This window comes from Acinetobacter sp. GFQ9D191M (genome assembly GCF_011174875.1).
Classification (GTDB): Bacteria; Pseudomonadota; Gammaproteobacteria; order Pseudomonadales; family Moraxellaceae; genus Acinetobacter.
Genome location: NZ_JAALGV010000066.1, coordinates 14,928 through 36,472 on the forward strand (window position 1 = coordinate 14,928; position 21,545 = coordinate 36,472).

Consider the following 21,545-nt stretch of genomic DNA (forward strand, 5'->3'; position numbering starts at 1 on the left):
TTTAAAAAGAATGATGTGGAAGAAAGAAGAGAATGGGTGGCAGTGTATCGGTTAGATGAAAAAGCGGTCAATTATCTTGCTGTAAACAAAACAAAAATATTGAGCTAAACAATCAGCCATAACGTTTTAATAATTTTAAAAACTCAGCCAGTTTTTCTTCATTGACTGCACCTTCTCCAATGACATGCTCTCTTAAATGGGTTTCGATCAACTCATTCATCAAACCGTTTATGGCACCTTTAACGGCTGCAACCTGTTGCAGGACCTGAATACAACCTGCTTCAGGATTCAAGAGAGACTGCTCTACAGCGTTCATCTGACCTTGCAAGCGCCGTACCCGGTTTAATATTTTTTTATCATCATGTACATGACTCACCACAAATCTCCAAAAATAAATATACTAGGGGGGAGTATTAATAACAGTTCCCTTTTATGCAAAAACATAACGCCGATTCGCACAGCCATCAATTTGATGAAGGTAATCCACTCGCACAGAAAAAGATTCTGTTTGCCACGATTCTGACTGCCGTCATGATGGTGCTGGAAGTATTAGGGGGATGGATCTTCCAGTCAATGGCTTTGCTTGCCGATGGCTGGCATATGGGCTCGCATGTGTTGGCCTTGGGGCTGGCTTACTTTGCCTATAAAGCGGCCCGCCATTATGCGAATGATCCCCGCTTTAATATGGGCACTTGGCGGATTGAAATTCTGGCCAGTTATAGCAGTGCAATTTTATTGCTTGTGGTAGCCGGTTTTATGGCGATTCATTCAGTAGAACGTCTCTTTTCGCCAGTTCAGATTCATTATAACGAAGCCATTCCAATCGCGATTTTAGGACTATTGATTAATCTGGCCTGTGCCTGGTTGCTGCATGATGATGGGTACCATCACCATGATCATCATCATGGGCCTTCCCATCACGAGCATGATAATAATCATGGTCATCATGACCTGAACCATAAAGCGGCCTTTCTGCATGTGGTTGCTGATGCCGTGACTTCTGTTCTGGCGATTATTGCTTTGATTGCTGGAAAATATATGGGCTGGGATTTTCTCGATGCAGTACTGGGACTGGTCGGCTCAATCCTGATTGCACGCTGGGCGATTGGCCTGCTAAAGCAAAGTGCCAAGACTTTACTGGATGCCGATATGGATGCCCCAGTGGTCGAAGAAATACGTGAAGTCATTGCTGAATATGGGAATGATCTGCATTTAACTGACCTGCATGTATCGAGAGTCGGTAAAGGTAAATTTTCCTGTTTTGTTGCCGTTCAAACGGGAATCCCCATTAGTGCTGATCAGATCCGGGAGGCGATCTCTATTCATGAAGAAATCGTGCATATCTTGGTAGAAGTCAATCAGCATTAAAGGGTCAATGTTCCACGTGAAACATAACTGATTGATCAGTTCGATTTGAACATCAGGCTACATAAAATAGTCAGAATTTTCTTTTTAAAAAGACTAAAATCGAAACACATTTAACTTGGACCTGAGCAGGACATTCATGCAAATAAGAAATATGCTGCTGGCTTTGACCCTCTTCCCTGGCCTTAGCTTTGCCAATGTGGATACAGTTAAAGCCAATCTGGCAAAAAACAGTCCCAACCTAAAAATTGAAAATATTCAGCCTACCGAAATGAAAGGAATCTATAGCGGTTCCATGCAGGGACAGATTGTCTATCTGAATGAAGATGCTCAGCATCTCCTAGCCGGTTCAATGTTTCGGATCCAGGACCAGCATAATCTGACTCAGGATTTATTACTCGAACAAAACAGTGTCGACTGGAAAAAGTTACCGCTTCAGGATGCAATTAAATCAGTCAGAGGGACAGGGAAACGTCAGCTTGCCATCTTTTCTGACCCAAATTGCCCGTATTGTAAACAACTTGAAGTAGAGCTGAAAAAACTTAAAGATGTCACCATTTATACCTTCATCCTGCCCTTAAAACAGCAGTCAATTGCGCCATCTAAACAAGTTTATTGTGAAAAAAATCCGACCCAAGCTTGGGAAGACCTAATTGGTCAAGGTATACAGCCTAAATCGAAAAAGAGCTGTGCCAACCCGATTGAACGTAATAAACAGCTGGCACAATCACTCGGTATAAATGGCACTCCAGCAATTATATTCTCGAATGGTTTTAAAATCATGGGCGCTCAGCCAGCAGAACAGATTGAACAAGGCTTCAAAGAATTCGGCCTGTAAAATTCTGACCATGATCAGCAAATAAAAAAAGAGCACCTATCTAGGCGCTCTTTTTTTTATGAAAGAAACTTATGCCAAGCAGAGCTTAGATCCGTTTACGTTTAGTCACCATATTGTAGATAAACAGGATGACTATGGCACCGATCACTGAAGCAATGAAGCCTGCGGCAGAATCTTGGGAGTACAAGCCCAGCATACGTCCGGCAAAGGTCGCAACCAGTGAACCGGCAATCCCCAGCAGGGTCGTAACAATGAATCCAGCCTTGTCATCACCAGGGTGAATTGCGCGTGCAACCAGACCCGCAATAAAACCCACTACAATTGCAACGATAATTGACCACATCAGCATACTCCTTGTTATCATGTCTTTGTTTTTACATCAAGTTTATCTTGCGGCAAGAAAAGTCCTGAAAAAAGTCATGTCCTGCAACGGGCTGTTGCGTTTTTGTTTGCTGTGTTACTGAAATGATTCAAGAAATAAAAAAAAGTGGCACGAAGCCACTTCTTTTAAACCGGTTCTTAAAGACCGATTTCACCAATAAATGGAATATGACGGTATTTTTGATCATAGTCCAGGCCATAACCGACAATGAACTTGTCTTCGACTTCAAAGCCCAGGAATTTTACTTCCAGCTCGATTTCCCGACGTGAAGGTTTGCTCACCAAAGTGCATAGTTCAATTGAGTTTGGCTGACGGGTTTGCAAGATTTCCAATACTTTGCTTAAGGTATTACCTGAGTCGATAATATCTTCAACCACCAGCACATCTTTACCACGGATTTCACCGTCCAGATCTTTCAGGATTTTGACATCACGGCTCGAAATCGTACCGCCGCCGTAGCTGGATACAGTCATGAAGTCGAGTTCATGTGGCTTGGTAATGGCACGACACAAGTCTGCCATGAAAATCACTGAACCGCGTAACAAACCGATAAGTACAAGCTCTTTGTCACTATTGGCATAGTGTGCATCGATTTTAGCACCAAGCTCTTTGACTTTAGCTTGAATTTCTTCAGCGGAAATCATTACGCTCATTTGAACGGTCATGGGTAGATACCTAAAAAATAAAAATAGCAAAATAAAAAAGGTGTTGACCTGCAACACCTGAATTGCAGCAATTTTAATACATCCTTGCTTGAGATGCACCTGTTTTACTTGCTGTAAATGTAATCAATTTTTGGGCTGCTGTGAATCTCTCTTCAGCGCAAAGGCACAGACGGCGACGATTGCAGCCAAAATGATCCTACGCTGACGCGATTTATTGGGCTTTGACATAGACAGCCTGTCCATAGACATAAGTTGCTGCAATATTACGGTCATCTCCCAGCATGGTCAGTGCAAAAAAAGTATCTTCAATATTTTTGGCTCTGCTCTGCCGCAGTTGTTGTAAGGTTGTGGCATTGAGATCAAGCACCACAAAGTCTGCTTCTTTGCCCACATTGAAATTCCCCAAGCGGTCATCCAGACTTAAGGCTTTCGCACCACCCAAGGTCGCATGATATAGCGACTCAAAAGCCGAAAGTTTTTCTCCTTGCAGCTGTTGCACTTTATAAGCCTCATTCAGGGTTTGCAGCTGATTAAAGGAGGTTCCTGCCCCGATATCGGTACCCAAGCCGACTTTCACGCCTTTATCCCAGGCTTTCTTCAGTGGAAACAAGCCGCTACCCAGGAACAGGTTTGAGGTTGGGCAGAAGGCAATCGCAGAGTCGGTTTGATGCATGCAATCCCACTCCCCTTCTTCCAGATGCACACAATGGGCAAATACGGATTTAGCGCCGGTCAGTCCATAATGATGATAGACATCCAGATAGCCTTCACGTTCCGGAAAGAGTTCTTTTACCCAGGCAATCTCATTTTTGTTTTCACTGAGATGAGTATGGATATAAACATCTGGATATTCGACTTTTAACTGCCCTGCTTTTTCCAGCTGTTCAGGCGTTGAGGTCGGAGCAAAACGTGGCGTAATCGCATAAAGATTACGTCCTTTACCATGCCATTTCTCAATCAGGGCTTTAGAGTCGCTATAGGCAGATTCTGCAGTATCCGTCAGGGCTTCAGGTGCATGGCGGTCCATCAGCACTTTACCGGCAATCAGACGCATATTCTGTGCTGTAGCCGCTTCGAACAGTGCTTCTACCGAAGCCGGATGAACGGTACAGAACACCAAAGCTGTGGTTGTGCCATTCTTCAGCAATTCCTGAATAAAAAACTGTGCAATTTTCTGGCTATAGGCTGGATCCTGAAACTGGATCTCAGTCGGGAAGGTATAAGTATTTAACCATTCCAGTAGCTGTTCCCCATAAGCACCGACCATTTCGGTTTGCGGGAAATGGATATGGGTATCAATAAAACCTGGCACGATCAGCTGCTCAGGATAATGAGCTACCTGCACTCCTTCAGGCAGATGCTGCTGCCCCTCTTCCCAGCTGCCAAACCATTGAATCTCACCATTCTGGCTGATGAGCAAGCCATCTTCTACATATCGCACTTGGTCGTGAATTTCACGCGCTTGGGCAACCGTATTCTTGATATCCAGGAAGCGACCGCGTATTGCCGTCGTTGCAATGATAGAAGACATTTAAAACCTGCGCTTTTTGATTTTTTCGATTGATTGTAGCTGAAAAAATTAGCATGTTTATATGAACATTCATATTTAACCATGCGTATTTTTTATGAGATCAGACAATCACGAATAATTTCAACAGAGCGTGCGTATGCAGCTGAGCTTATAGACAAATAAAAAAGCCTGAATCAGCAGGCTTTTTTTATGATTAGCTTTACAGCGTAGTTTCGTTATGTTTCTTGCTATGACGAATCGACAAAATCGCAGTCACCGTCAAGACAATCACAATAAAGCTCAGTGAAATCCAGATCGGCATATGGAATACATCCAGCATCAGCATCTTAAAGCCGATAAAGACCAGAATCAAACCTAGGCCATAAGGCAGATAATGCATTTTTGAGGCTGCACCTGAGAGCAGGAAGAACATGGCACGCAGGCCTAAAATTGCCATCAGGTTCGCAGTAAGCACAATGAAAGGGTCGGTGGTGACAGCAAAAATAGCAGGAATAGAATCGACTGCGAAGATCACATCAGAGGCTTCGACCAGAATCAGCACCAAGAATAACGGCGTTGCCCAAAGCAAACCATTTTGACGGACAAAGAATTTATCGCCCTGAAGTTGCGGGGTGATACGCATATGTTTACGTAGCCATTTCAGAATGGCCATATCTTCAATATTGCTGTCTTCTTCATGCTGACCACGCAGGAATTTGAAGCCGGTATACACCAGGAACGCACCGAAGAGATACAGAATCCAGGAGAATTCCTGTACAAACCAGGCACCAATAAAAATAAAGATGGTCCGCAGAATAATGGCACCCAGTACACCATATAACAGCAATTTACGTTGTAGCGCTGGTGGAATGGCAAAGGCGGCAAAGATCATCAGCCAGACAAAGACATTATCAATTGCCAGGGATTTTTCCAGCAGATAACCGGCAAAGTATTCCATGACCTTGGTATTGGCAATTGCCGCACCTGCAGTCTGCTCCAGATACAGCCATAATCCACCACCAAATAAAGTCGCGACACTGACCCAGGCGATACTCCAGTAGGCAGCGGTACGGACTTTTACTTCCTGACCATGCTGATGTTTAAAGCCGACAAAATCGATCACCAGCATGACGGCGACAATTGCGAAAAAGACAAGATACAGCCAGAGCGTACCAATTGTTTCCATGTGAATTCTCCACATCGGACGACTGGCCATAAAAAAACCTTGACCAGCTGCCAGATGAAAAACATCTATAACAACATGATCAAGGTCTTGCCTACATCTTTGTGCTCTACTGGAGGAGATCCAGTGGCATTTCAAGATGCTCAGATACCGACTTTTTGCAAAGTGTAATGACGATATTCTGACACGTTCAAAAACTGAAACTTGATTCTTAAACGTTTGGAGGAGGCTACTCCCCTTGTTCAAACTCAATTCTGTTTGAGCAATTGCTCAATATCAAATGAGCATGACAGATTTTGTGCATAATCACAAATTATTTTACAAAAAGCAGCGTTTAATCAGCAGCTTTGGGCAAAAAGTCTAGGCGCTGAACCAAATAAAGACTAAGCAGAAATCCAAGGATCGCCAGCCCTGCTCCGGCCCAGCCAATGCTCGATAGTCCAATCTGAAGCGTGACTATACTGCCAAGCAAAGCTCCTCCGCCAATACCGACATTATACAGGCCTGAATAAATGGCCATGGCAACATCTGTAGCATCTGCAGCCAGATTCAGGGTTTTAGATTGTAGGGCCAGGCTGAAACCAATGATGCTCAAACCCCACAGCAGAGATAAGCCAGAGAGGCCTGTGACTGTGCTCGACAGTGGTAATAACAGCAGCATGGAAATAACCAATCCAAAAGTAAAAGCAGGAATAGTCATTTTTGGGAACTGCGCAGCAAAACGGCCAAACAGATAGGAGCCTAGGAATCCTGCCCCGCCATAAACCAGAAGTAAAGTTGTGGTCTGGGCTGAATCAAAGTGGGCGATATTCAGGGAAAACGGTTCAATATAACTATAAGCAGTAAATTGCGCCGTAATCACCAGAATAGTGAGGGCAAAAACTAGCATCAGGCTGGGACGTTTGATCAGGCTTTTTAAGCTGCTGAGGGAGCCTGAATTGACACTTGGAAGCAATGGCAAGGTTTTGGCCAGAATCAGGCAAATGATCAATGCGAGACACGCAATCAGGGCAAAACTATTACGCCAGCCATACGCCTCACCAATCATCCGGCCAAATGGAATACCGAGCACCATCGCCATCGCTGTTCCTGTGGCCAATAAACCAAGTGCCTGAAACTCTTTACCTTTCGGTGCAACCCGAACCGCGAGTGAAGCGGTAATCGACCAGAACAAGGCATGTGCGATGGCAATCCCTATCCGACTGATCACCAGCATGCTAAAACTCCAGGCAAAATAGGACAGCACATGACTTAAAATAAAGACCGCAAAGACCAGCATCAGTAGAAAACGCCGTTCTATGGCTTTAGTGAGCAGCATGATCGGAAGAGATAGTAGGGCCACGATCCAGGCATAAATGGTCAGCATGATGCCCGCCTGAGTGGCGGACATGGCAAAGCTTTGCCCGATTCCACTCAGCAAGGCCACAGGAATAAATTCGGTGGTGTTAAAAATAAAAGCCGCGCAGGCTAAAGCGATGACACCAATCCATTGCTCGGTGAGAGAAGAAGCGGAAGATGAGTCAGACATACGAAGTTGCATGCAAAAAGATGCTGCATTCTAATCCTGTCTTTCTGAATTAGGGAGTAGCTAAAATTAAATTTTTGGGGTGACATGCGATGACTAAAACTGCATCACCCTCAATCAGGCAAAATAGAGAAATAAAAAGTTATCAATATTTGAAAAAATTCACAGGAAATGATGAAAGAAAATAAAAAATTTCATCCAATATTAAAAACTTAACAATAATTCATATTATTTCTTCAGGAAGATGTTTTAAATTAAATAAACCAATAATTTTATCAAGGGATCAGCCTTCAGTATGGATATTCAACATCAAGATTCAAAACGCGGCGGTGTATTTTTTATGGAGGAAGATGGTCGACGTCTGGCTGAAATTACATATCAGTGGCAAGAAGCATCGACCATCGTGGCTGATCATACCTGGGTAGATAATTCCTTACGCGGTCAAGGTGTAGCACGCAAAATGCTGGATGTGCTGGTCGACTTTGCCCGCAAGAATAGCTTAAAAATTATTCCCCAGTGTTCCTATGTAGATGTCATGTTTAAACGTGATCGCAGCCTACAGGATGTGGCAGCTGCTATTTAGCAATTGAATTAAACTTATCCAAGATAGAGATATGTTGTAATTTGCCCTTAAGTACAGGTACAGAAATACGCTGCAGCAGGTTATATACGCCATAACCTGCCATCAGGCCTATGCTGTTCCATAATACTTCTTCATATTTGCCTAACAGCGTAAGTATTCCCATCATCAGGCTTACACTGATATAAAAAAACATACGACGGCGAACAAACTGTAAAAGCGTCCAGCCTACAAAAACTGAACTGAGCAGAATGTTGGTCTCGGTCGTCAAGGCCATCTCATTCAGCATAATTAAAAGCATAAAACATATACACAACAACGCTACAGTGAAAATCAGATCTTTTAACATCAGGTTTCACTCCTTCATCATTATCGCTATATATCTGAAATCATTGATTTCCTCTCAGGAGGTAATTGTTAGAAGTTTTCTTTGGAAAAGCAAACCTAAAACAATGTAAGCAAAAACGGATATTTGCTTAAAAAATGATCGACTTAAATTAAAATAATTGATTAAATTATGCTTTTAATTCTTTCTTCAGTGAGATGACCTTATGCTACAGCTTTGCTACGCCAGTGAACGGATAGAATCTGAACAAGAGTTATTACAGGATCTTAGCGATATATTATCTGTAGCGAGAAAATTTAATAAAGCTCATCAGATTAACGGGGTTTTATATTATTCCCACGGCAAGTTTTTTCAATGTCTAGAAGGTGAAGCAGAGGCGGTAGAAAATCTGTTTCAGAGCATTTGCCGTGATCCACGCCATCATCAGGTGCTTCGCTTTCAGGATGCAACGGTAGAACGTCCACATTTCTCGGAATGGTCGATGAAATATGTCCATAAACATAGTGAAATTTCTTCTTTATTTTCACGTTTCGGTTTAGGCCAGTTTGAACCTCATGCACTGCAACAGGAACAGCTGGGCGGATTCCTGGAACTGCTCTATCGTCTGGATGAAAATCAGGCCAATCTTGCTTCTCCTCAAGGTTATAAACAGCGTGGTTATATTCCCTATTTTTAATTGATGCTAAAAAATAAAAAAGTCCGCATAGCGGACTTTTTTGCTGCCGATAATGATCTAAGTCATTTCAATCATGACCTTTAAAGCCTTTTCGTCAGAAGCATGTTTAAACACATCATAAGCCTTTTCAAATTCAGCAAACTTAAAGTGATGGGTGGCCAGTTTTTCCAGTGGTAACTTGCCGGAACAGCAGGTCTTGAGCAGCATACCGGTGGTATTGGTATTGACCAGACCTGTGGTAATGGTCAGGTTTTTAATCCAGAGTTTATTCAGTTCAAAATTGACGGATTTGCCATGTACACCGACATTGGCCAGATGGCCGCCCTCTTTTACAATGTGCTGGCAAATATTCCAAGTGGCTTCCAGGCCCACCGCTTCAATAGCACAGTCCACCCCTCGCCCATCAGTGAGATCCAGTACACGTTGAATGGCATCTTCATTGGCTGAATTCACGGTATGGGTGGCTCCAACAGTTTTGGCAAATTCCAGTCGGTTATCATCGACATCGACCATGATGATATTGGCTGGAGAATAAAACTGCGCGGTGAGCAAGGCACTCATGCCGATCGGGCCGGCACCGACAATCGCTACATTGTCTCCTGGTTTGACCTGACCATATTGCACGCCAATTTCATGTGAGGTCGGCAAAATATCTGAAAGAAAGACCGCAACATCTTCATTCAGACCTTCCGGTAAATGATAGAGAGAAGTATCGGCAAATGGGGTTCGGACATATTCGGCATGTGTACCGTCAATCATATAACCCATGATCCAGCCACCCTCGTTTCTACAATGGGCATACAGCTGTTTCTGACAGTTTTCACAGGTGCCGCAGCGGCTAACACAGGAAATAATCACCCGATCGCCCTTTTTAAAGTTTTGAACTGCGGAGCCGACTTCTTCCACAATACCAATACCTTCATGACCGAGAATCCGGCCATTAAAACTGCCGGTTTTTTCTTTTGCGACCTCCTCAATTTCGGGATTTTTACCTTTCCAGATCCCGAGGTCAGTACCACAAATGGTGACTTTGCTAAGTTTGATAATGGCATCAGTAGGTTGCAGAATTTGGGGAATAGGACGTTCTTCAAAGCGGATATCATTGGCGCCGTAATAAACCATGGCTTTCATTGTTGTCATGACAGATCTCCTAAGGAAATGAGGGTCTGAACAGGAGAGGATAAAGCTATTTTTTTGCTGCCTTTACAGCCTGGAAAATCATCAGGAGGGTTGAGAATAAAAAGGATCGAAATGCTGTTGTTCTTATTGATTGTGCCTAGAGCACCCAAAGACTGCAATGAGTCTTATGTCCAGATTGCAACAAAAGATAATGAAAAGAAAAAAGATAAATTTTAGCTATTCTAACAGTGAAATAAGAAAGTTGATTTAATCTCGGATGAGGTTCGATTATCTATACAAAGATAGAAAGCGAATTTAATTTTTAAAATAAAAAAGCCCAATATTACGGGCTTTTTCATATAAATTTTTAAGCTTTTAAAGCACTAATCAGTTTTTGATGCAGGCCGCCAAAACCGCCATTGGACATGATTACCACGGCATCGCCCTCACCTGCTTCAGCCACCACGGTCTGGATAATCTCATCCAGAGTACGTGCGACTACAGCTTTATTTGACGCAGCGTCAATTACCGGCTGCAGATCCCAGTCCAGACCTTCCGGCTGATACCAGATCACCTCATTGGCTAGACGCGCGGAATGTGCCAAGCCATCTTTATGGCTACCCATACGCATGGTATTGGAACGTGGTTCAATAATTGCCCACAGCTTACGTTCACCGAGACGCTTGCGTGCGCCATCAAGGGTGGTATCAATCGCGGTTGGGTGATGGGCAAAGTCATCATAGACTTCAATGCCGCGTACAGTATCCAGCAGTTCCATACGGCGCTTAACACCGCCAAAGTTTGAGAGTGCTTCACAAGCCGTTTCAATAGAGACACCGACATGTTCAGCAGCAGCAATCGTGGCTAGTGCATTGGCTACACTATGCTGACCCGTCATATTCCATTTCACTTCGCCTTTTACGATACCGTGTTGCAGTACCTTGAAGTGAGAACCATCTTCTGAAAGCTGTTCAGCATAAAGTTCAGATTTTTCATTGGCATTTAATGAAGTACGAACCACAGGTGTCCAGCAGCCCTGCTCTAGCACTTCATCAATATTCGTTTCAGTAATTGGCGCAATAATACGGCCTTCACTTGGAATGGTACGCACTAAATGGTGGAACTGTTTCTGGATTGCTGCCAGATCATCAAAGATATCGGCATGGTCAAATTCCAGATTGTTCAGAATCGCCGTTTTAGGATGGTAATGCACGAACTTGGAACGTTTGTCGAAGAAAGCAGAATCGTATTCATCGGCTTCAACACAGAAGTATTTACCGCCACCTAAGCGCGCACTTTCAGAAAAGCCAAGCGGTACACCGCCAATCAGGAAGCCAGGTTCTAAACCGGCCTGATCCAGTACCCATGCCAGCATGGTGGTGGTTGTGGTTTTACCATGGGTACCGGCCACACCTAAAACGTGTTTACCTTGTAGCACATGATCTGCCAGGAACTGCGGGCCTGAAATATAAGGCAGACCTTCATTCAGCATATATTCCACGGCATCAATACCACGTTTCATGGCATTGCCGACAATCACCAGATCTGGATGCGGCTGTAAATGGCTATGGTCATAGCCCTGCATTAAAGTAATGCCTGCATTTTCTAACTGGGTCGACATCGGTGGATAAACGTTTTGATCCGATCCTGTCACCTTATGGCCCAGATCACGTGCCAGTAATGCCAGTGAACCCATAAAGGTGCCACAAATACCCAAAATATGCAGATGCATCTACTTCACTCCATTTTGCCTGACACATCACTTTGTACTGGTGCTGTTGCCATGATTTATTCGATTTGCAAGCAACGATAGCAAGGCTTTGACCGAAAAGATAGTCAAAGTTCAAGCATTCCTGCGGGATTTTTTAAATCCTGTTTCACAGACAAATTCAGGGAAATTTTCAAGCTTCCGGAATATCTTTTGGCAAAATAAATCGTAAAATAAGCCCGAACTTCTTGCAGAGTGCATGCAGATGCTACCGGCTCTATTTCTTCTGGTGATTGCTAACTGTTTTATGACCTTGGCCTGGTATGGACATCTCAAATTCCTGCCGTATGATGCACCACTGTGGCAGGCGATTTTATTTAGCTGGGCGATAGCCCTGTTTGAATATAGCCTGATGATTCCAGCGACCAAATTATTAGCCCAACAGGGACTGGCGGTGGGTCAAATGAAGATTACTCAGGAAGTCGTGACCTTACTAGTCTTTGTTCCTTTTATGATTTTTATGTTTAAACAGCCCTTTAAACTGGATTATCTCTGGGCTGCTTTATGTCTGTGTGGATGTGTCTATTTTGTCTTCCGTACCCCTTAACTTGATCTAATGGCTCAGCTGAATCAGGGGGAAATGGCTTCTAAATTCAGAAAGTAATTTCTGCCGATCCGGTTCAAATTCCAGTTTATTCAGGCAGCGTTGGATTAATTCAATCGCCATTATTTCTGCAGCCTGTTTTAGTTCAGGTTCGGGTACATTATGTTGAATCATCGCTAAACATTTCAATATTCTCTGATTGAGTTCAATACAACCCACACAATCTCTGGCCATTGGTGCAAAACTACTGTAAATCAAATCCCCGAGATCAAAGATATCCACACTGATATGCGGACAATCCCGCTCCGGTAAATCTTCAGCGGCCTTGCTGTCAATCAGGATTCGGGTTAAGGCATCAACGGCATTAATCGCTGATCCAACATCGTTCACTGCGGGAGACATCGCTTTCTGCCCCACTTCGCTCATCACCACCACACCAAAACGCGGGTCCTGTAAAAAGCTGCGATTGGTTTCAATGATTACATGATTCAAAATGGAGTTTCGGATCTCCTGCTGCTGTTCCGGGCTGAAAGCGCGGTCGCTATATACCTCTGCCAGTGCCGTCATCGGATCCAGAAATTTTCCGGGTAGCTGGGGAAGATGGATATGCAGCTGTTGGCTGACGGCCAGTTGCTCCAGTCCTTCACTATTAAAATTGGTGAAATAGCCGGTCTGGGTACTAAAAACATGAAAGGCAGCTGCTTGCTCTGGACGTTGTCCGGTGGCACCAAAATTCGGCTGATGTCGAAACTCCGCCAAGGCCGTAGAAGCAGCGACTTCAATTTTGTGAATGGTGGTGGTGAGGTTGCCCAGTTGCGACAGGGTGTGTACCCAGCGAATCAGGATATAAATCAGGTACATCAATACCAAAATGGTACTGATAAACAGTACAAATCTACCTGCAGGACCATAATAGCCAAGCCCGAGCGCAATCTTGGCAATTACAGCATAAATAAAAGCCGAGATAAAACTGCTGATAGCAAGGCGGGTATTGTCATCACTCATCATCAGCTGATAGGCACGTGGTGTCCCGCTGGATGAGGCAGACGCAAAGGCTGCGACCATAATCGACAGGGAAAAAGTGGTGACTGCCAGCATGCTGGAAGCAATAATATCTAGCAGGCTGCTCAGAGTTTCAGTACTGATATTGGGAACAGTGCTGGTCGGGATAAAATAGCGACTGGCGATTGCAAATAGCGAGAAAAAGGTCGCAAAGACGGCGCCAAGAGCTGGCATCAACCATAAGTTTTCTGAGGGGTTCTGTAGCCAGATTTTTAGTTTGTACCACATAAAAATGCCCTGCCAATGTATAGGTTTTAGTATTAAGTTATTCATTGCAAAAAAGTTTTATATTGATAGTTATACTTTTTTTTAATGTGATGTATGTCCTATTTTTGTATTTTTAGCCGCAAAATTATTGTTTTATTTTTGACCATTTTCCCAACAGATAATTTTAATTCTTGAGCTGAACTTTAGACCAAATCAATTTCAGTCTATAATAAGCAACTCCTATTCAAGCTTGGCTCTCTCGTCGAGATTTATCTTTCTTACTTTAATCTCTGGAAAATTTGCAATGAATGCGGCTGCTGCACAAGATACTCCTCTCGTAGGTATTATCATGGGTTCTCAATCAGATTGGGCAACTCTCGAACACACTGCCAAAATGCTCAAGCAGCTTGGTGTCCCATTTGAAGCCGAAGTCGTTTCCGCACACCGTACCCCGGACCGTCTGTTTGAATATGCTGAACAAGCGCGTGATCGTGGTATTCAGGTGATTATTGCCGGTGCAGGTGGTGCAGCGCATTTACCAGGTATGTGTGCAGCCAAAACTGATCTGCCAGTACTGGGTGTACCCGTCAAATCTTCGATCTTAAATGGTGTCGATTCATTGCTTTCTATCGTGCAAATGCCAGCGGGTATCGCCGTAGGAACATTGGCGATCGGTCCTGCCGGTGCAACCAATGCAGCCATTATGGCAGCACAGATTTTAGGTTTAACCCGTCCAGAGATCGCAAAAAATGTCGCAGATTTCCGCGCGGCACAAACCGAGAAAGTCGCAAGTAACAATATTCCAGGTCAAATGTAAGTCCAAGCTTAATACGGGATCAAACACAATGGATAAAACCATCGGTATTTTTGGTGGCGGCCAGTTAGGTCGGATGATGGCACAAGCCGCACTACCTCTAAATATTCAATGTACGTTCTTTGAAGCCAATACGGACTGCCCTTCTGCGGCTTTAGGTCCGGTTTTCTCCACCAAAGCTGTAAATGGCTTGCAGGACTTTATCAATAGCGCAGATGTCTTCAGCCTAGAGTTTGAAAATACACCATTGGCTGATATCGATGTTTTAACGCAAAACAAAGATTTGCATCCACCACGTCAGGCTTTAGCCATCGCACAGCATCGTCTGTCTGAAAAAGCCCTATTTGATGAACTGGAAATTCCGGTTGCACCGTATAAAGCGGTAACTTCACTGGAAAGCTTGCAGACGGCCGTGGCTGAGCTTGGCTTGCCGATCGTGCTAAAAACCTCTCGTGGTGGTTACGATGGTAAAGGTCAGTTTGTTTTACGTTCAGCTGATCAAATTGATCAGGCTTGGGCGGAACTCGGCCCTGCTGGTGAACTGATTGCCGAAAGTTTTGTGACTTTCTCGCGTGAAGTATCCATCATTGCGGTACGTGGTCAAAATGGTGATGTCAAAACTTGGCCATTGGCTGAAAATCATCACCATAACGGCATCCTGTCGCATTCCATCGTTCCGGCACCCAATAGTGCGGATCTGCAGCCAGTCGCGCAAGAATACATTACTCGCCTGCTCAATCACTTGAATTATGTGGGTGTCTTGACCCTTGAGCTGTTTGTGACAGACAAAGGCCTGTATGCAAATGAAATGGCACCACGTGTGCATAACTCAGGTCACTGGTCGATTGAAGGCGCTGTCTGCTCGCAGTTTGAAAACCATATTCGTGCGGTCGCAGGTCTGCCACTGGGTTCAACTGAAGTGGTGCGTCCAACCGTGATGGTGAACATTATCGGTCAGCATCCCAAATCTGAAGATGTCCTGACTTTAGAAGGCGCACACCTGCATCTGTACAATAAAACAGAACGTGAAGGTCGCAAGATTGGTCACATCACTTTGATGCCCACAGACAGCGCTCAGCTGACCACTTTATGCCGTCAACTGGCGAAGATTTTACCGAATCCATTGGCATTGAGCGAAGATATGACCATCTAAGCTTTAAGCTGCTGATAAAAAAAGCGATCACTTCGGTGATCGCTTTTTTATTTGTCCAGATTCAGGCATGATTGCGCCTCTTTAAAAATCCCCTGCCATTGGTCGGATCATTTTTAAAGTCAATTGCTTATAAACTGATCAATTGAGTATAAATATAATAATTTAATTCGCTGCTATTTTGGGCTGAATTCTAGGTTATTCACTCGTGGATAAACTTAACATTGAGTTTGAATTTAAAACTGGAAAAATATTTGAATTTAAATTCATAAAAATAAATTCAAATTTAAAAATGAACTTTGAATTTAAACTTTGTTGTTTAAATTTAAATTCAAAAATATGAATTCAAATTTAAAACTAATAAATGAATTCAAAGTTCTGAATTTAAAAATAGTTATTCCTAATAAAAATGAATTTAAAATAGAAATACTATATACCAGAAGCCTTTGGTTGATTGAAGAGTCCTGATCTGAAGGCAAGTTATCCACAATAATTCTTAAATTCAAAAGTAATTTCCTGAGTTTTGAATTTAAATTTAAAAAATGAGCCTGATTTGAATTTAAAACAGGCTTGTGGATAAGTTTTTAAATTTAAAAGCTACAAAATGAATTCAAAAGTGTAGGAATTATGAATTTAAATTTACGCATTGGCGCTTTAATTTTCATCATGAACTGCTAAGGTAGAAACATAATTCAAAATCTAAATATTTAAGGGTCTTATGCAACGGCTTGCACTTTTTGTTGGTTCTTTGGTTTTAGCTGCTACACAGGCACAGGCAGAACTGATTATTAATGGTCAGCGTGTGACATCAACGGATATGTCTTCTGTGCCGAGCAGCCCGGTCAATTATGCGTCCCAAAATAATTTTCAGAATTGTCTTGCCAATTTGCGTAGTCAGGCAATTGCACAAGGCGTAAGTGGTTCAACCTACGATCGTTATACGCAAAATTTAACCCCCGATTATTCTGTGATTGAAAAGCTGAATTATCAGCCTGAGTTTTCGACCCCAATCTGGGATTATCTGTCCGGACTGGTGGATGAAGAGCGTGTGCAGCTGGGTCGACAGAAACTGCAGCAACATCGTGAGGTATTAAACCGGATTAGCGCAGCCTATGGAGTGCCGGCAGAAACCATCGTAGCCGTATGGGGCGTAGAAAGTAATTTTGGAGACATTTCCGGGAAATATCCTTTATTACAGTCTTTGGGTACTTTGAGTTGTGAAGGTCGTCGTCAAAGTTATTTCCGTGGTGAGTTCTTTACCACTATGAAACTGTTACAGCGTGGCGATGTCTATGAAAGCCAGCTCAAAGGTTCATGGGCAGGCGCATTTGGTCACACCCAGTTTATGCCATCGACTTATGATGAGCTGGCGGTTGATTTTGATGGGGATGGTCGTCGTGATTTAGTCAGCAGTATTCCTGATGCACTGGCTTCTACAGCCAATTTCCTGAAAAAACGTGGCTGGCAGACTGGCCAACCTTGGGGCTTTGAAGTAAAAATTCCACAAGGCATGTCTGTTGCAGGCGAAAGCCGACGCAATAAAAAATCACTGAGTAGCTGGATGAACCGTGGTGTGGTGCGCGCTGACGGTACTTCGCTATTGCAGGGCAATTTATCAGAATCTTCTCAGGCTGGCTTATTGGCACCTGCAGGTGAAAATGGCCCGGTATTTTTAGTCTTTAAGAATTTTGATGCTATTTACAGCTATAATGCAGCAGAAAGTTATGCTTTAGCGATTGCACATTTATCTGACCGCTTACAAGGTAAAGGAAGCATCCAGGCAGCTTGGCCAACCGATGATCCGGGTACGTCACGTGCAGAACGTCGTGAGATCCAGCAATTCCTGTTAAATCGTGGTTATGATATTGGTGAGGTAGATGGTCTGATTGGGGATAAAACCCGTCAGGCGATTCGTCAGGAACAAAACCGTCTCGGTTTAAGTCCGACTGGTCGGGCAGGACAGCAAATCCTGCGTGCATTTAGAAATGAAAATGCCAAACTCATGATGCGTTAGGAAGAATTTAGACATGATCTAAATATAATCTTCATCATAAAAAAGGTCTGCAAATATGCAGACCTTTTTTATAACTATATATAGTGAGCTTAAAGCTGCTCTTATACAGAAGTAATCGTGCCCAGAACGCGATAACCTGATGCGCCTGTCACAGCCGGCAGATTGCCGCTGAGTTGATTCATAAAACGCATCGCCAGCCAGGCAAAAGCTGTGCCTTCCACCCAAGTCGGATTTAAACCAAGGTCGGCTGTGGTTTGTACGCTCCAGTGATGTTTACGCAAACGCCAGCGTAACTGTTCCAATAAATGGGAATTATAAGCACCGCCACCACAGACATAGACTTCACCGGTATCCAGGCCAGAACGGTAAATGGCTTTTTTAATCGCACGGGTAGTGAGCTTCATTAAGGTTGCCTGAACATTTTCTGGGGTATCTTCAAGTTCATCGTATTGAAGGTCATTGCGCCAGTCGGCAATTTGTTCATCCAGCCATTCCAGATTGAAGTCTTCGCGGCCGGTACTTTTCGGTGGCTCTTTTGAGAAGAACTCATGTTCCTGTAATCGATCTAACAGGTTACGAATGGGTGTGCCATAAGCCGCCCAATTACCATTTTCATCAAAAGGCTGTCCGGTATAACGCTGACACCAGGCATCCATCAGAATATTGGCAGGCCCAGTATCAAAGCCATACACCTGATCCGGTTGGCCTGCCGGCAGAATACTCACATTGGCAATGCCGCCCAGATTCAGAATCACACGGTGAATGCTGTCATGCTGGAAAATATCTTGGTGAAAAGCCGGAACCAAAGGGGCACCTTGACCGCCAGCAGCCAGATCACGACGACGGAAATCGGAAATGACCGGAATCTGGGTGATTTCAGTAATGATATTCGGATCACCAATTTGCAGGGTGAAGCCGTGTTCGGGGCGATGGCGGATGGTCTGACCATGTGAGCCAATCGCCTTGATTTGAGATCGATCTAAATTATTTCCTTTAATCAGCGCATTGATGCCATGACCAATCATCTGTGCCAGTGCGACATCAGCTTTGCCCATGCGGTCGATTTCATTGTCATCTGGCAAAGTCAGTGCCATCAGTTCATCACGAAGATCGGGATCAAAAGGCAAGGTGAGGGTGGCATGAAGCTGAAGTGGATCAAAAGAAGCAGCAACAATATCGACACCATCCATGCTTGTGCCGGTCATTACCCCAATATAGATCGCTGTCATGATTATTCTTAAGCCTGCAATGTGCTGAAAAAGTGTTAGTATATCGCACAAATTGTATAACTGATCTATTTGGATTTTGTGATGTCAAATTTCCTGCCGGCTGAAGAACAACTTGCCCTCATCCAACGAGGCACCCACGAAATTATTTCTGAAGAAGACCTTCTGAAGAAATTAAAGCAGAATCGTCCTTTAAAAATTAAAGCGGGTTTTGACCCAACTGCACCGGATCTGCACCTAGGTCATACAGTTTTAATCAATAAATTAAAAGTATTCCAGGACTTGGGTCATGAAGTGTACTTCCTGATTGGTGACTACACTGCGATGATCGGTGACCCGACTGGTAAAAGTGCAACCCGCCCGCCATTGTCACGTGAGCAGGTGTTGGAAAATGCAAAAACCTATCAGGAACAAGTATTTAAAATTCTTGATCCAAACAAAACCAAAGTCGTGTTTAACTCGGAATGGTTTGCACAAAAAACTGCAGCTGACCTGATTCAATTGGCATCACAACAAACAGTTGCACGTATGTTAGAGCGTGATGACTTCACCAAGCGTTATAACAATCAGCAACCGATTGCGATTCATGAATTCTTATATCCACTGGTTCAAGGTTATGACTCAATCGCCTTGGAAGCTGACGTAGAGTTAGGGGGTACAGACCAGACTTTTAACCTGTTGATGGGTCGTACTCTGCAAGGCCGTTATAACCAGGAAGCGCAGGTGTGTATCACTGTGCCAATTCTTGAAGGTCTAGATGGCGTGAACAAGATGTCTAAATCTTTAGGCAACTATATTGGTGTATTTGATGCACCTGGCGCGATGTATCAGAAAGTACTGTCTATGCCAGATTCATTGATTGAGCGTTATTTCGATCTGCTCAGCTTCAAGTCTATACAAGAAATCCAGGGCTTACTGAAAGAAATCGAAGAAGGCCGTAACCCGCAGGAAGTGAAACGTATTTTGGCGCTGGAACTGGTAGAACGTTTCCATGGTGCTGAAGCCGCTGCACATGCGCATAAAGGTGCAGGTAATATCATTACTGAAGGTGAACTGCCAGAAGGTACGCCAGAAGTGACCATTTCACGTGGTGAATTTGGTGGTGAGATCTTCATTACTTCAATTTTACGTGAAGCTGGCTTAACCAAAAATGCTGCTCAAGCTAAAGATGCCTTAGGCCGCGGCACTGTAAAAGTGGACTGGAAACCGGTTGATGCGTCTTTTTCTGTGAAAGAGAACGTAACTTTAATTATTCAGGCCAGCAAAAAAGCAATTGCAAAAGTGACCTTCGTTGACTAAGGCTGGTTCTAAGTTATTGAAATAAAAGCAGGCTTCGGCCTGCTTTTATTTTTTAAGTTGTATATGAATTATATAAATATAGAAATTCAAAAAAAACCTTATAAAAACAACATTTAAATTTTGCCATTTGGCTTGCATTTCTGGTTTTTTGTGTATAAGATTTATTCGTCTAGAGATTCCGTTAAAAGCATATCTAGAGGGTAATGATCAATAACAGACAACTCCATAATTGATCAGGTCTCTAAGTGAAGAGACAAGTTAATATAATGTGAATAACTATAATAATGACATAATGGATCGGGTAAAGATTCAATTCTAAGGAAGAGATTTTGGGAGAGATCTCTTCCTTTTTTATTGGTGTTGTCTGGCTATATGTTCAATCTTCAATAAATTCAAAACAAAGATGGATGAATTAGCTGGGATTCAGGTTAAATCCATAGTGAGATGAATGAATCATCTTTGAATCTCAATCCATCTATAAAAAGAAAGGTAAATAAGGTGTATCAATACCAGACTGAACAGATGTTTGATGAAGACATCGATTTCATTTTGCGTTTTCTCTTCGAATATGAATCTGCTGAGCAAAAACAAAAATCTTTTGATCAGGTACAGGCTTTATTTCAGCAATTAGATCTTGCCTCTCACTATTTACTCTTTTCATTAGTCAAAGAACGTCTGCCACGTCGGGCCAAATTATTGTTTGCTGCTGAAGACTATAGTGGCAAGAAAGAAGTGATTGAGGAAGTGATGCAGCATTGGGTAAAAGATAGATACTCAAATGTGGCTTAATCGATTTTAATCTTCTGCTTATTCTTCTGCGCTTAAATAAGCTTTCTGGATAATCTGAAATCTAGAAAGATCATATCCTCATTTTTGCTTCTTAAAAGCAGGGTTAAGAAAAAACCTGTATACAGCAAGGATTTTGACCTTACAAAAAGCTCCATATATATAAGTCGGATAGAAAACAGCAAAATATGTAAGCTGATATAAGAAAATTTCGGAAAATTCTGGATACAGCCCTTAAATTTTACGGTCTTATTTAAAAATCACAGTTTTTTGATAGTTATCAGGTCTTAATAAATTCTACTTTTTTAAATTGAATTGCAATGAATAAGGCTTTTATAGAAGAAAAATGCTCAAAATTTAGATAAAAAAGCGATTTTTTAACGAAATTCGTAGAAAAAAGATACATACGTGAAAAATATAGTGAATTGGGGGTTGCAATGATTCTGAAATCCTCTAGAATGCACCCATACCGACGAGATAGACGGA

General features: G+C 43.0%; 21 protein-coding genes. 10 read left to right on the top strand and 11 right to left on the bottom strand.

Going from position 1 to position 21,545, the window contains the following annotated elements; translation table 11 throughout:
- Positions 1–112: 112 nt before the first annotated feature.
- Positions 113–376: a metal/formaldehyde-sensitive transcriptional repressor gene (locus G5T77_RS09715; protein WP_166139273.1), complete on the bottom strand. Its 264-nt coding sequence runs from the start codon at positions 374–376 to the stop codon at positions 113–115.
- A 56-nt stretch (positions 377–432) separates the two neighbouring features.
- Between G5T77_RS09715 and dmeF the strand changes: the two genes are divergently transcribed.
- Both dmeF and G5T77_RS09725 read left to right on the top strand, forming a co-directional pair.
- Positions 433–1,368: a CDF family Co(II)/Ni(II) efflux transporter DmeF gene (gene dmeF, locus G5T77_RS09720; RefSeq protein ID WP_166139271.1), complete on the top strand. Its 936-nt coding sequence runs from the start codon at positions 433–435 to the stop codon at positions 1,366–1,368.
- A gap of 136 nt (positions 1,369–1,504) precedes the next feature.
- Entirely contained in the window at positions 1,505–2,203 is a 699-nt protein-coding gene (locus tag G5T77_RS09725) for a DsbC family protein (RefSeq protein WP_166139269.1), read from the top strand.
- Positions 2,204–2,288: 85 nt separating this feature from the next.
- Here the strand turns inward: G5T77_RS09725 and G5T77_RS09730 are convergent, their stop codons facing one another.
- The 5 genes from G5T77_RS09730 to G5T77_RS09750 form a co-directional block, all read right to left on the bottom strand.
- On the bottom strand, positions 2,289–2,546 hold the full coding sequence (locus G5T77_RS09730; RefSeq protein WP_005233088.1) for a GlsB/YeaQ/YmgE family stress response membrane protein: 258 nt from the start codon (positions 2,544–2,546) through the stop codon (positions 2,289–2,291).
- Between the two features lie 176 nt (positions 2,547–2,722).
- Complete coding sequence (gene hpt / locus G5T77_RS09735) at positions 2,723–3,250, bottom strand: hypoxanthine phosphoribosyltransferase (RefSeq protein ID WP_004780337.1); 528 nt, start codon at positions 3,248–3,250, stop codon at positions 2,723–2,725.
- A 211-nt stretch (positions 3,251–3,461) separates the two neighbouring features.
- Entirely contained in the window at positions 3,462–4,781 is a 1,320-nt protein-coding gene (gene guaD, locus G5T77_RS09740) for a guanine deaminase (protein WP_166139267.1), read from the bottom strand.
- A gap of 199 nt (positions 4,782–4,980) precedes the next feature.
- Positions 4,981–5,946 (bottom strand): TerC family protein, encoded by a 966-nt coding sequence (locus tag G5T77_RS09745; protein ID WP_166139265.1) that lies wholly within the window; start codon positions 5,944–5,946, stop codon positions 4,981–4,983.
- Between the two features lie 331 nt (positions 5,947–6,277).
- Positions 6,278–7,471, bottom strand: coding sequence for a sugar transporter (locus tag G5T77_RS09750; protein ID WP_171521892.1), 1,194 nt, complete (start codon positions 7,469–7,471; stop codon positions 6,278–6,280).
- A gap of 292 nt (positions 7,472–7,763) precedes the next feature.
- Between G5T77_RS09750 and G5T77_RS09755 the strand changes: the two genes are divergently transcribed.
- Entirely contained in the window at positions 7,764–8,051 is a 288-nt protein-coding gene (locus G5T77_RS09755) for a GNAT family N-acetyltransferase (protein WP_004780333.1), read from the top strand.
- On the opposite strand, the gene G5T77_RS09760 is transcribed toward G5T77_RS09755, so the two are convergent.
- The gene (locus tag G5T77_RS09760) at positions 8,044–8,397 is read right to left on the bottom strand and encodes a hypothetical protein (protein WP_166139261.1); all 354 of its coding nucleotides are present in this window, start codon (positions 8,395–8,397) and stop codon (positions 8,044–8,046) included. The genes G5T77_RS09755 and G5T77_RS09760 overlap by 8 nt on opposite strands.
- Positions 8,398–8,599: 202 nt before the next feature.
- Between G5T77_RS09760 and G5T77_RS09765 the strand changes: the two genes are divergently transcribed.
- Entirely contained in the window at positions 8,600–9,070 is a 471-nt protein-coding gene (locus G5T77_RS09765; RefSeq protein ID WP_166139259.1) for a BLUF domain-containing protein, read from the top strand.
- A gap of 57 nt (positions 9,071–9,127) precedes the next feature.
- Here G5T77_RS09765 and G5T77_RS09770 read toward each other — a convergent pair whose 3' ends face one another.
- Both G5T77_RS09770 and mpl read right to left on the bottom strand, forming a co-directional pair.
- Complete coding sequence (locus tag G5T77_RS09770) at positions 9,128–10,210, bottom strand: zinc-dependent alcohol dehydrogenase family protein (protein ID WP_166139256.1); 1,083 nt, start codon at positions 10,208–10,210, stop codon at positions 9,128–9,130.
- A gap of 346 nt (positions 10,211–10,556) precedes the next feature.
- A complete protein-coding gene (gene mpl / locus G5T77_RS09775) occupies positions 10,557–11,921 on the bottom strand; it encodes a UDP-N-acetylmuramate:L-alanyl-gamma-D-glutamyl-meso-diaminopimelate ligase (protein WP_166139254.1) in 1,365 nt (454 codons plus the stop codon).
- Positions 11,922–12,162: 241 nt separating this feature from the next.
- Between mpl and G5T77_RS09780 the strand changes: the two genes are divergently transcribed.
- Positions 12,163–12,504 carry a DMT family protein gene (locus G5T77_RS09780; RefSeq protein ID WP_166139282.1) on the top strand — a complete coding sequence of 114 codons (342 nt, stop codon included), beginning with the start codon at positions 12,163–12,165 and terminating at the stop codon, positions 12,502–12,504.
- Positions 12,505–12,510: 6 nt separating this feature from the next.
- On the opposite strand, the gene G5T77_RS09785 is transcribed toward G5T77_RS09780, so the two are convergent.
- Positions 12,511–13,791: a DUF2254 domain-containing protein gene (locus tag G5T77_RS09785; RefSeq protein ID WP_005245572.1), complete on the bottom strand. Its 1,281-nt coding sequence runs from the start codon at positions 13,789–13,791 to the stop codon at positions 12,511–12,513.
- A gap of 283 nt (positions 13,792–14,074) precedes the next feature.
- Here G5T77_RS09785 and purE point away from each other — a divergent pair, with 283 nt between their 5' ends.
- The 3 genes from purE (at position 14,075) to G5T77_RS09800 (ending at position 17,748) form a co-directional block, all read left to right on the top strand.
- Positions 14,075–14,587: a 5-(carboxyamino)imidazole ribonucleotide mutase gene (gene purE / locus G5T77_RS09790; protein WP_004780321.1), complete on the top strand. Its 513-nt coding sequence runs from the start codon at positions 14,075–14,077 to the stop codon at positions 14,585–14,587.
- A gap of 28 nt (positions 14,588–14,615) precedes the next feature.
- Positions 14,616–15,737, top strand: coding sequence for a 5-(carboxyamino)imidazole ribonucleotide synthase (locus tag G5T77_RS09795; protein ID WP_166139252.1), 1,122 nt, complete (start codon positions 14,616–14,618; stop codon positions 15,735–15,737).
- 715 nt (positions 15,738–16,452) lie between these two features.
- A complete protein-coding gene (locus G5T77_RS09800) occupies positions 16,453–17,748 on the top strand; it encodes a lytic murein transglycosylase (protein ID WP_166139250.1) in 1,296 nt (431 codons plus the stop codon).
- Between the two features lie 101 nt (positions 17,749–17,849).
- Here G5T77_RS09800 and G5T77_RS09805 read toward each other — a convergent pair whose 3' ends face one another.
- Positions 17,850–18,977 carry an anhydro-N-acetylmuramic acid kinase gene (locus tag G5T77_RS09805; protein ID WP_166139248.1) on the bottom strand — a complete coding sequence of 376 codons (1,128 nt, stop codon included), beginning with the start codon at positions 18,975–18,977 and terminating at the stop codon, positions 17,850–17,852.
- A gap of 63 nt (positions 18,978–19,040) precedes the next feature.
- On the opposite strand from G5T77_RS09805, the gene tyrS reads away from it, so the two are divergent.
- Together tyrS and G5T77_RS09815 are read left to right on the top strand one after the other, a co-directional pair.
- Entirely contained in the window at positions 19,041–20,273 is a 1,233-nt protein-coding gene (gene tyrS, locus G5T77_RS09810) for a tyrosine--tRNA ligase (protein ID WP_171521894.1), read from the top strand.
- 498 nt (positions 20,274–20,771) lie between these two features.
- Positions 20,772–21,062 (top strand): hypothetical protein, encoded by a 291-nt coding sequence (locus G5T77_RS09815; protein WP_166139244.1) that lies wholly within the window; start codon positions 20,772–20,774, stop codon positions 21,060–21,062.
- Positions 21,063–21,545: the final 483 nt, after the last annotated feature.

What these genes read in the sequence shown, in the direction of transcription:
- dmeF (WP_166139271.1), top strand. Translation starts at nt 433, where the DNA reads ATGCAAAAACATAACGCCGATTCGCACAGCCATCAATTTGATGAAGGT.
- G5T77_RS09725 (WP_166139269.1), top strand. Translation starts at nt 1,505, where the DNA reads ATGCAAATAAGAAATATGCTGCTGGCTTTGACCCTCTTCCCTGGCCTT.
- G5T77_RS09730 (WP_005233088.1), bottom strand. Translation starts at nt 2,546, where the DNA reads ATGTGGTCAATTATCGTTGCAATTGTAGTGGGTTTTATTGCGGGTCTG.
- hpt (WP_004780337.1), bottom strand. Translation starts at nt 3,250, where the DNA reads ATGACCGTTCAAATGAGCGTAATGATTTCCGCTGAAGAAATTCAAGCT.
- guaD (WP_166139267.1), bottom strand. Translation starts at nt 4,781, where the DNA reads ATGTCTTCTATCATTGCAACGACGGCAATACGCGGTCGCTTCCTGGAT.
- G5T77_RS09745 (WP_166139265.1), bottom strand. Translation starts at nt 5,946, where the DNA reads ATGGAAACAATTGGTACGCTCTGGCTGTATCTTGTCTTTTTCGCAATT.
- G5T77_RS09750 (WP_171521892.1), bottom strand. Translation starts at nt 7,471, where the DNA reads ATGTCTGACTCATCTTCCGCTTCTTCTCTCACCGAGCAATGGATTGGT.
- G5T77_RS09755 (WP_004780333.1), top strand. Translation starts at nt 7,764, where the DNA reads ATGGATATTCAACATCAAGATTCAAAACGCGGCGGTGTATTTTTTATG.
- G5T77_RS09760 (WP_166139261.1), bottom strand. Translation starts at nt 8,397, where the DNA reads ATGTTAAAAGATCTGATTTTCACTGTAGCGTTGTTGTGTATATGTTTT.
- G5T77_RS09765 (WP_166139259.1), top strand. Translation starts at nt 8,600, where the DNA reads ATGCTACAGCTTTGCTACGCCAGTGAACGGATAGAATCTGAACAAGAG.
- G5T77_RS09770 (WP_166139256.1), bottom strand. Translation starts at nt 10,210, where the DNA reads ATGACAACAATGAAAGCCATGGTTTATTACGGCGCCAATGATATCCGC.
- mpl (WP_166139254.1), bottom strand. Translation starts at nt 11,921, where the DNA reads ATGCATCTGCATATTTTGGGTATTTGTGGCACCTTTATGGGTTCACTG.
- G5T77_RS09780 (WP_166139282.1), top strand. Translation starts at nt 12,163, where the DNA reads ATGCTACCGGCTCTATTTCTTCTGGTGATTGCTAACTGTTTTATGACC.
- G5T77_RS09785 (WP_005245572.1), bottom strand. Translation starts at nt 13,791, where the DNA reads ATGTGGTACAAACTAAAAATCTGGCTACAGAACCCCTCAGAAAACTTA.
- purE (WP_004780321.1), top strand. Translation starts at nt 14,075, where the DNA reads ATGAATGCGGCTGCTGCACAAGATACTCCTCTCGTAGGTATTATCATG.
- G5T77_RS09795 (WP_166139252.1), top strand. Translation starts at nt 14,616, where the DNA reads ATGGATAAAACCATCGGTATTTTTGGTGGCGGCCAGTTAGGTCGGATG.
- G5T77_RS09800 (WP_166139250.1), top strand. Translation starts at nt 16,453, where the DNA reads ATGCAACGGCTTGCACTTTTTGTTGGTTCTTTGGTTTTAGCTGCTACA.
- G5T77_RS09805 (WP_166139248.1), bottom strand. Translation starts at nt 18,977, where the DNA reads ATGACAGCGATCTATATTGGGGTAATGACCGGCACAAGCATGGATGGT.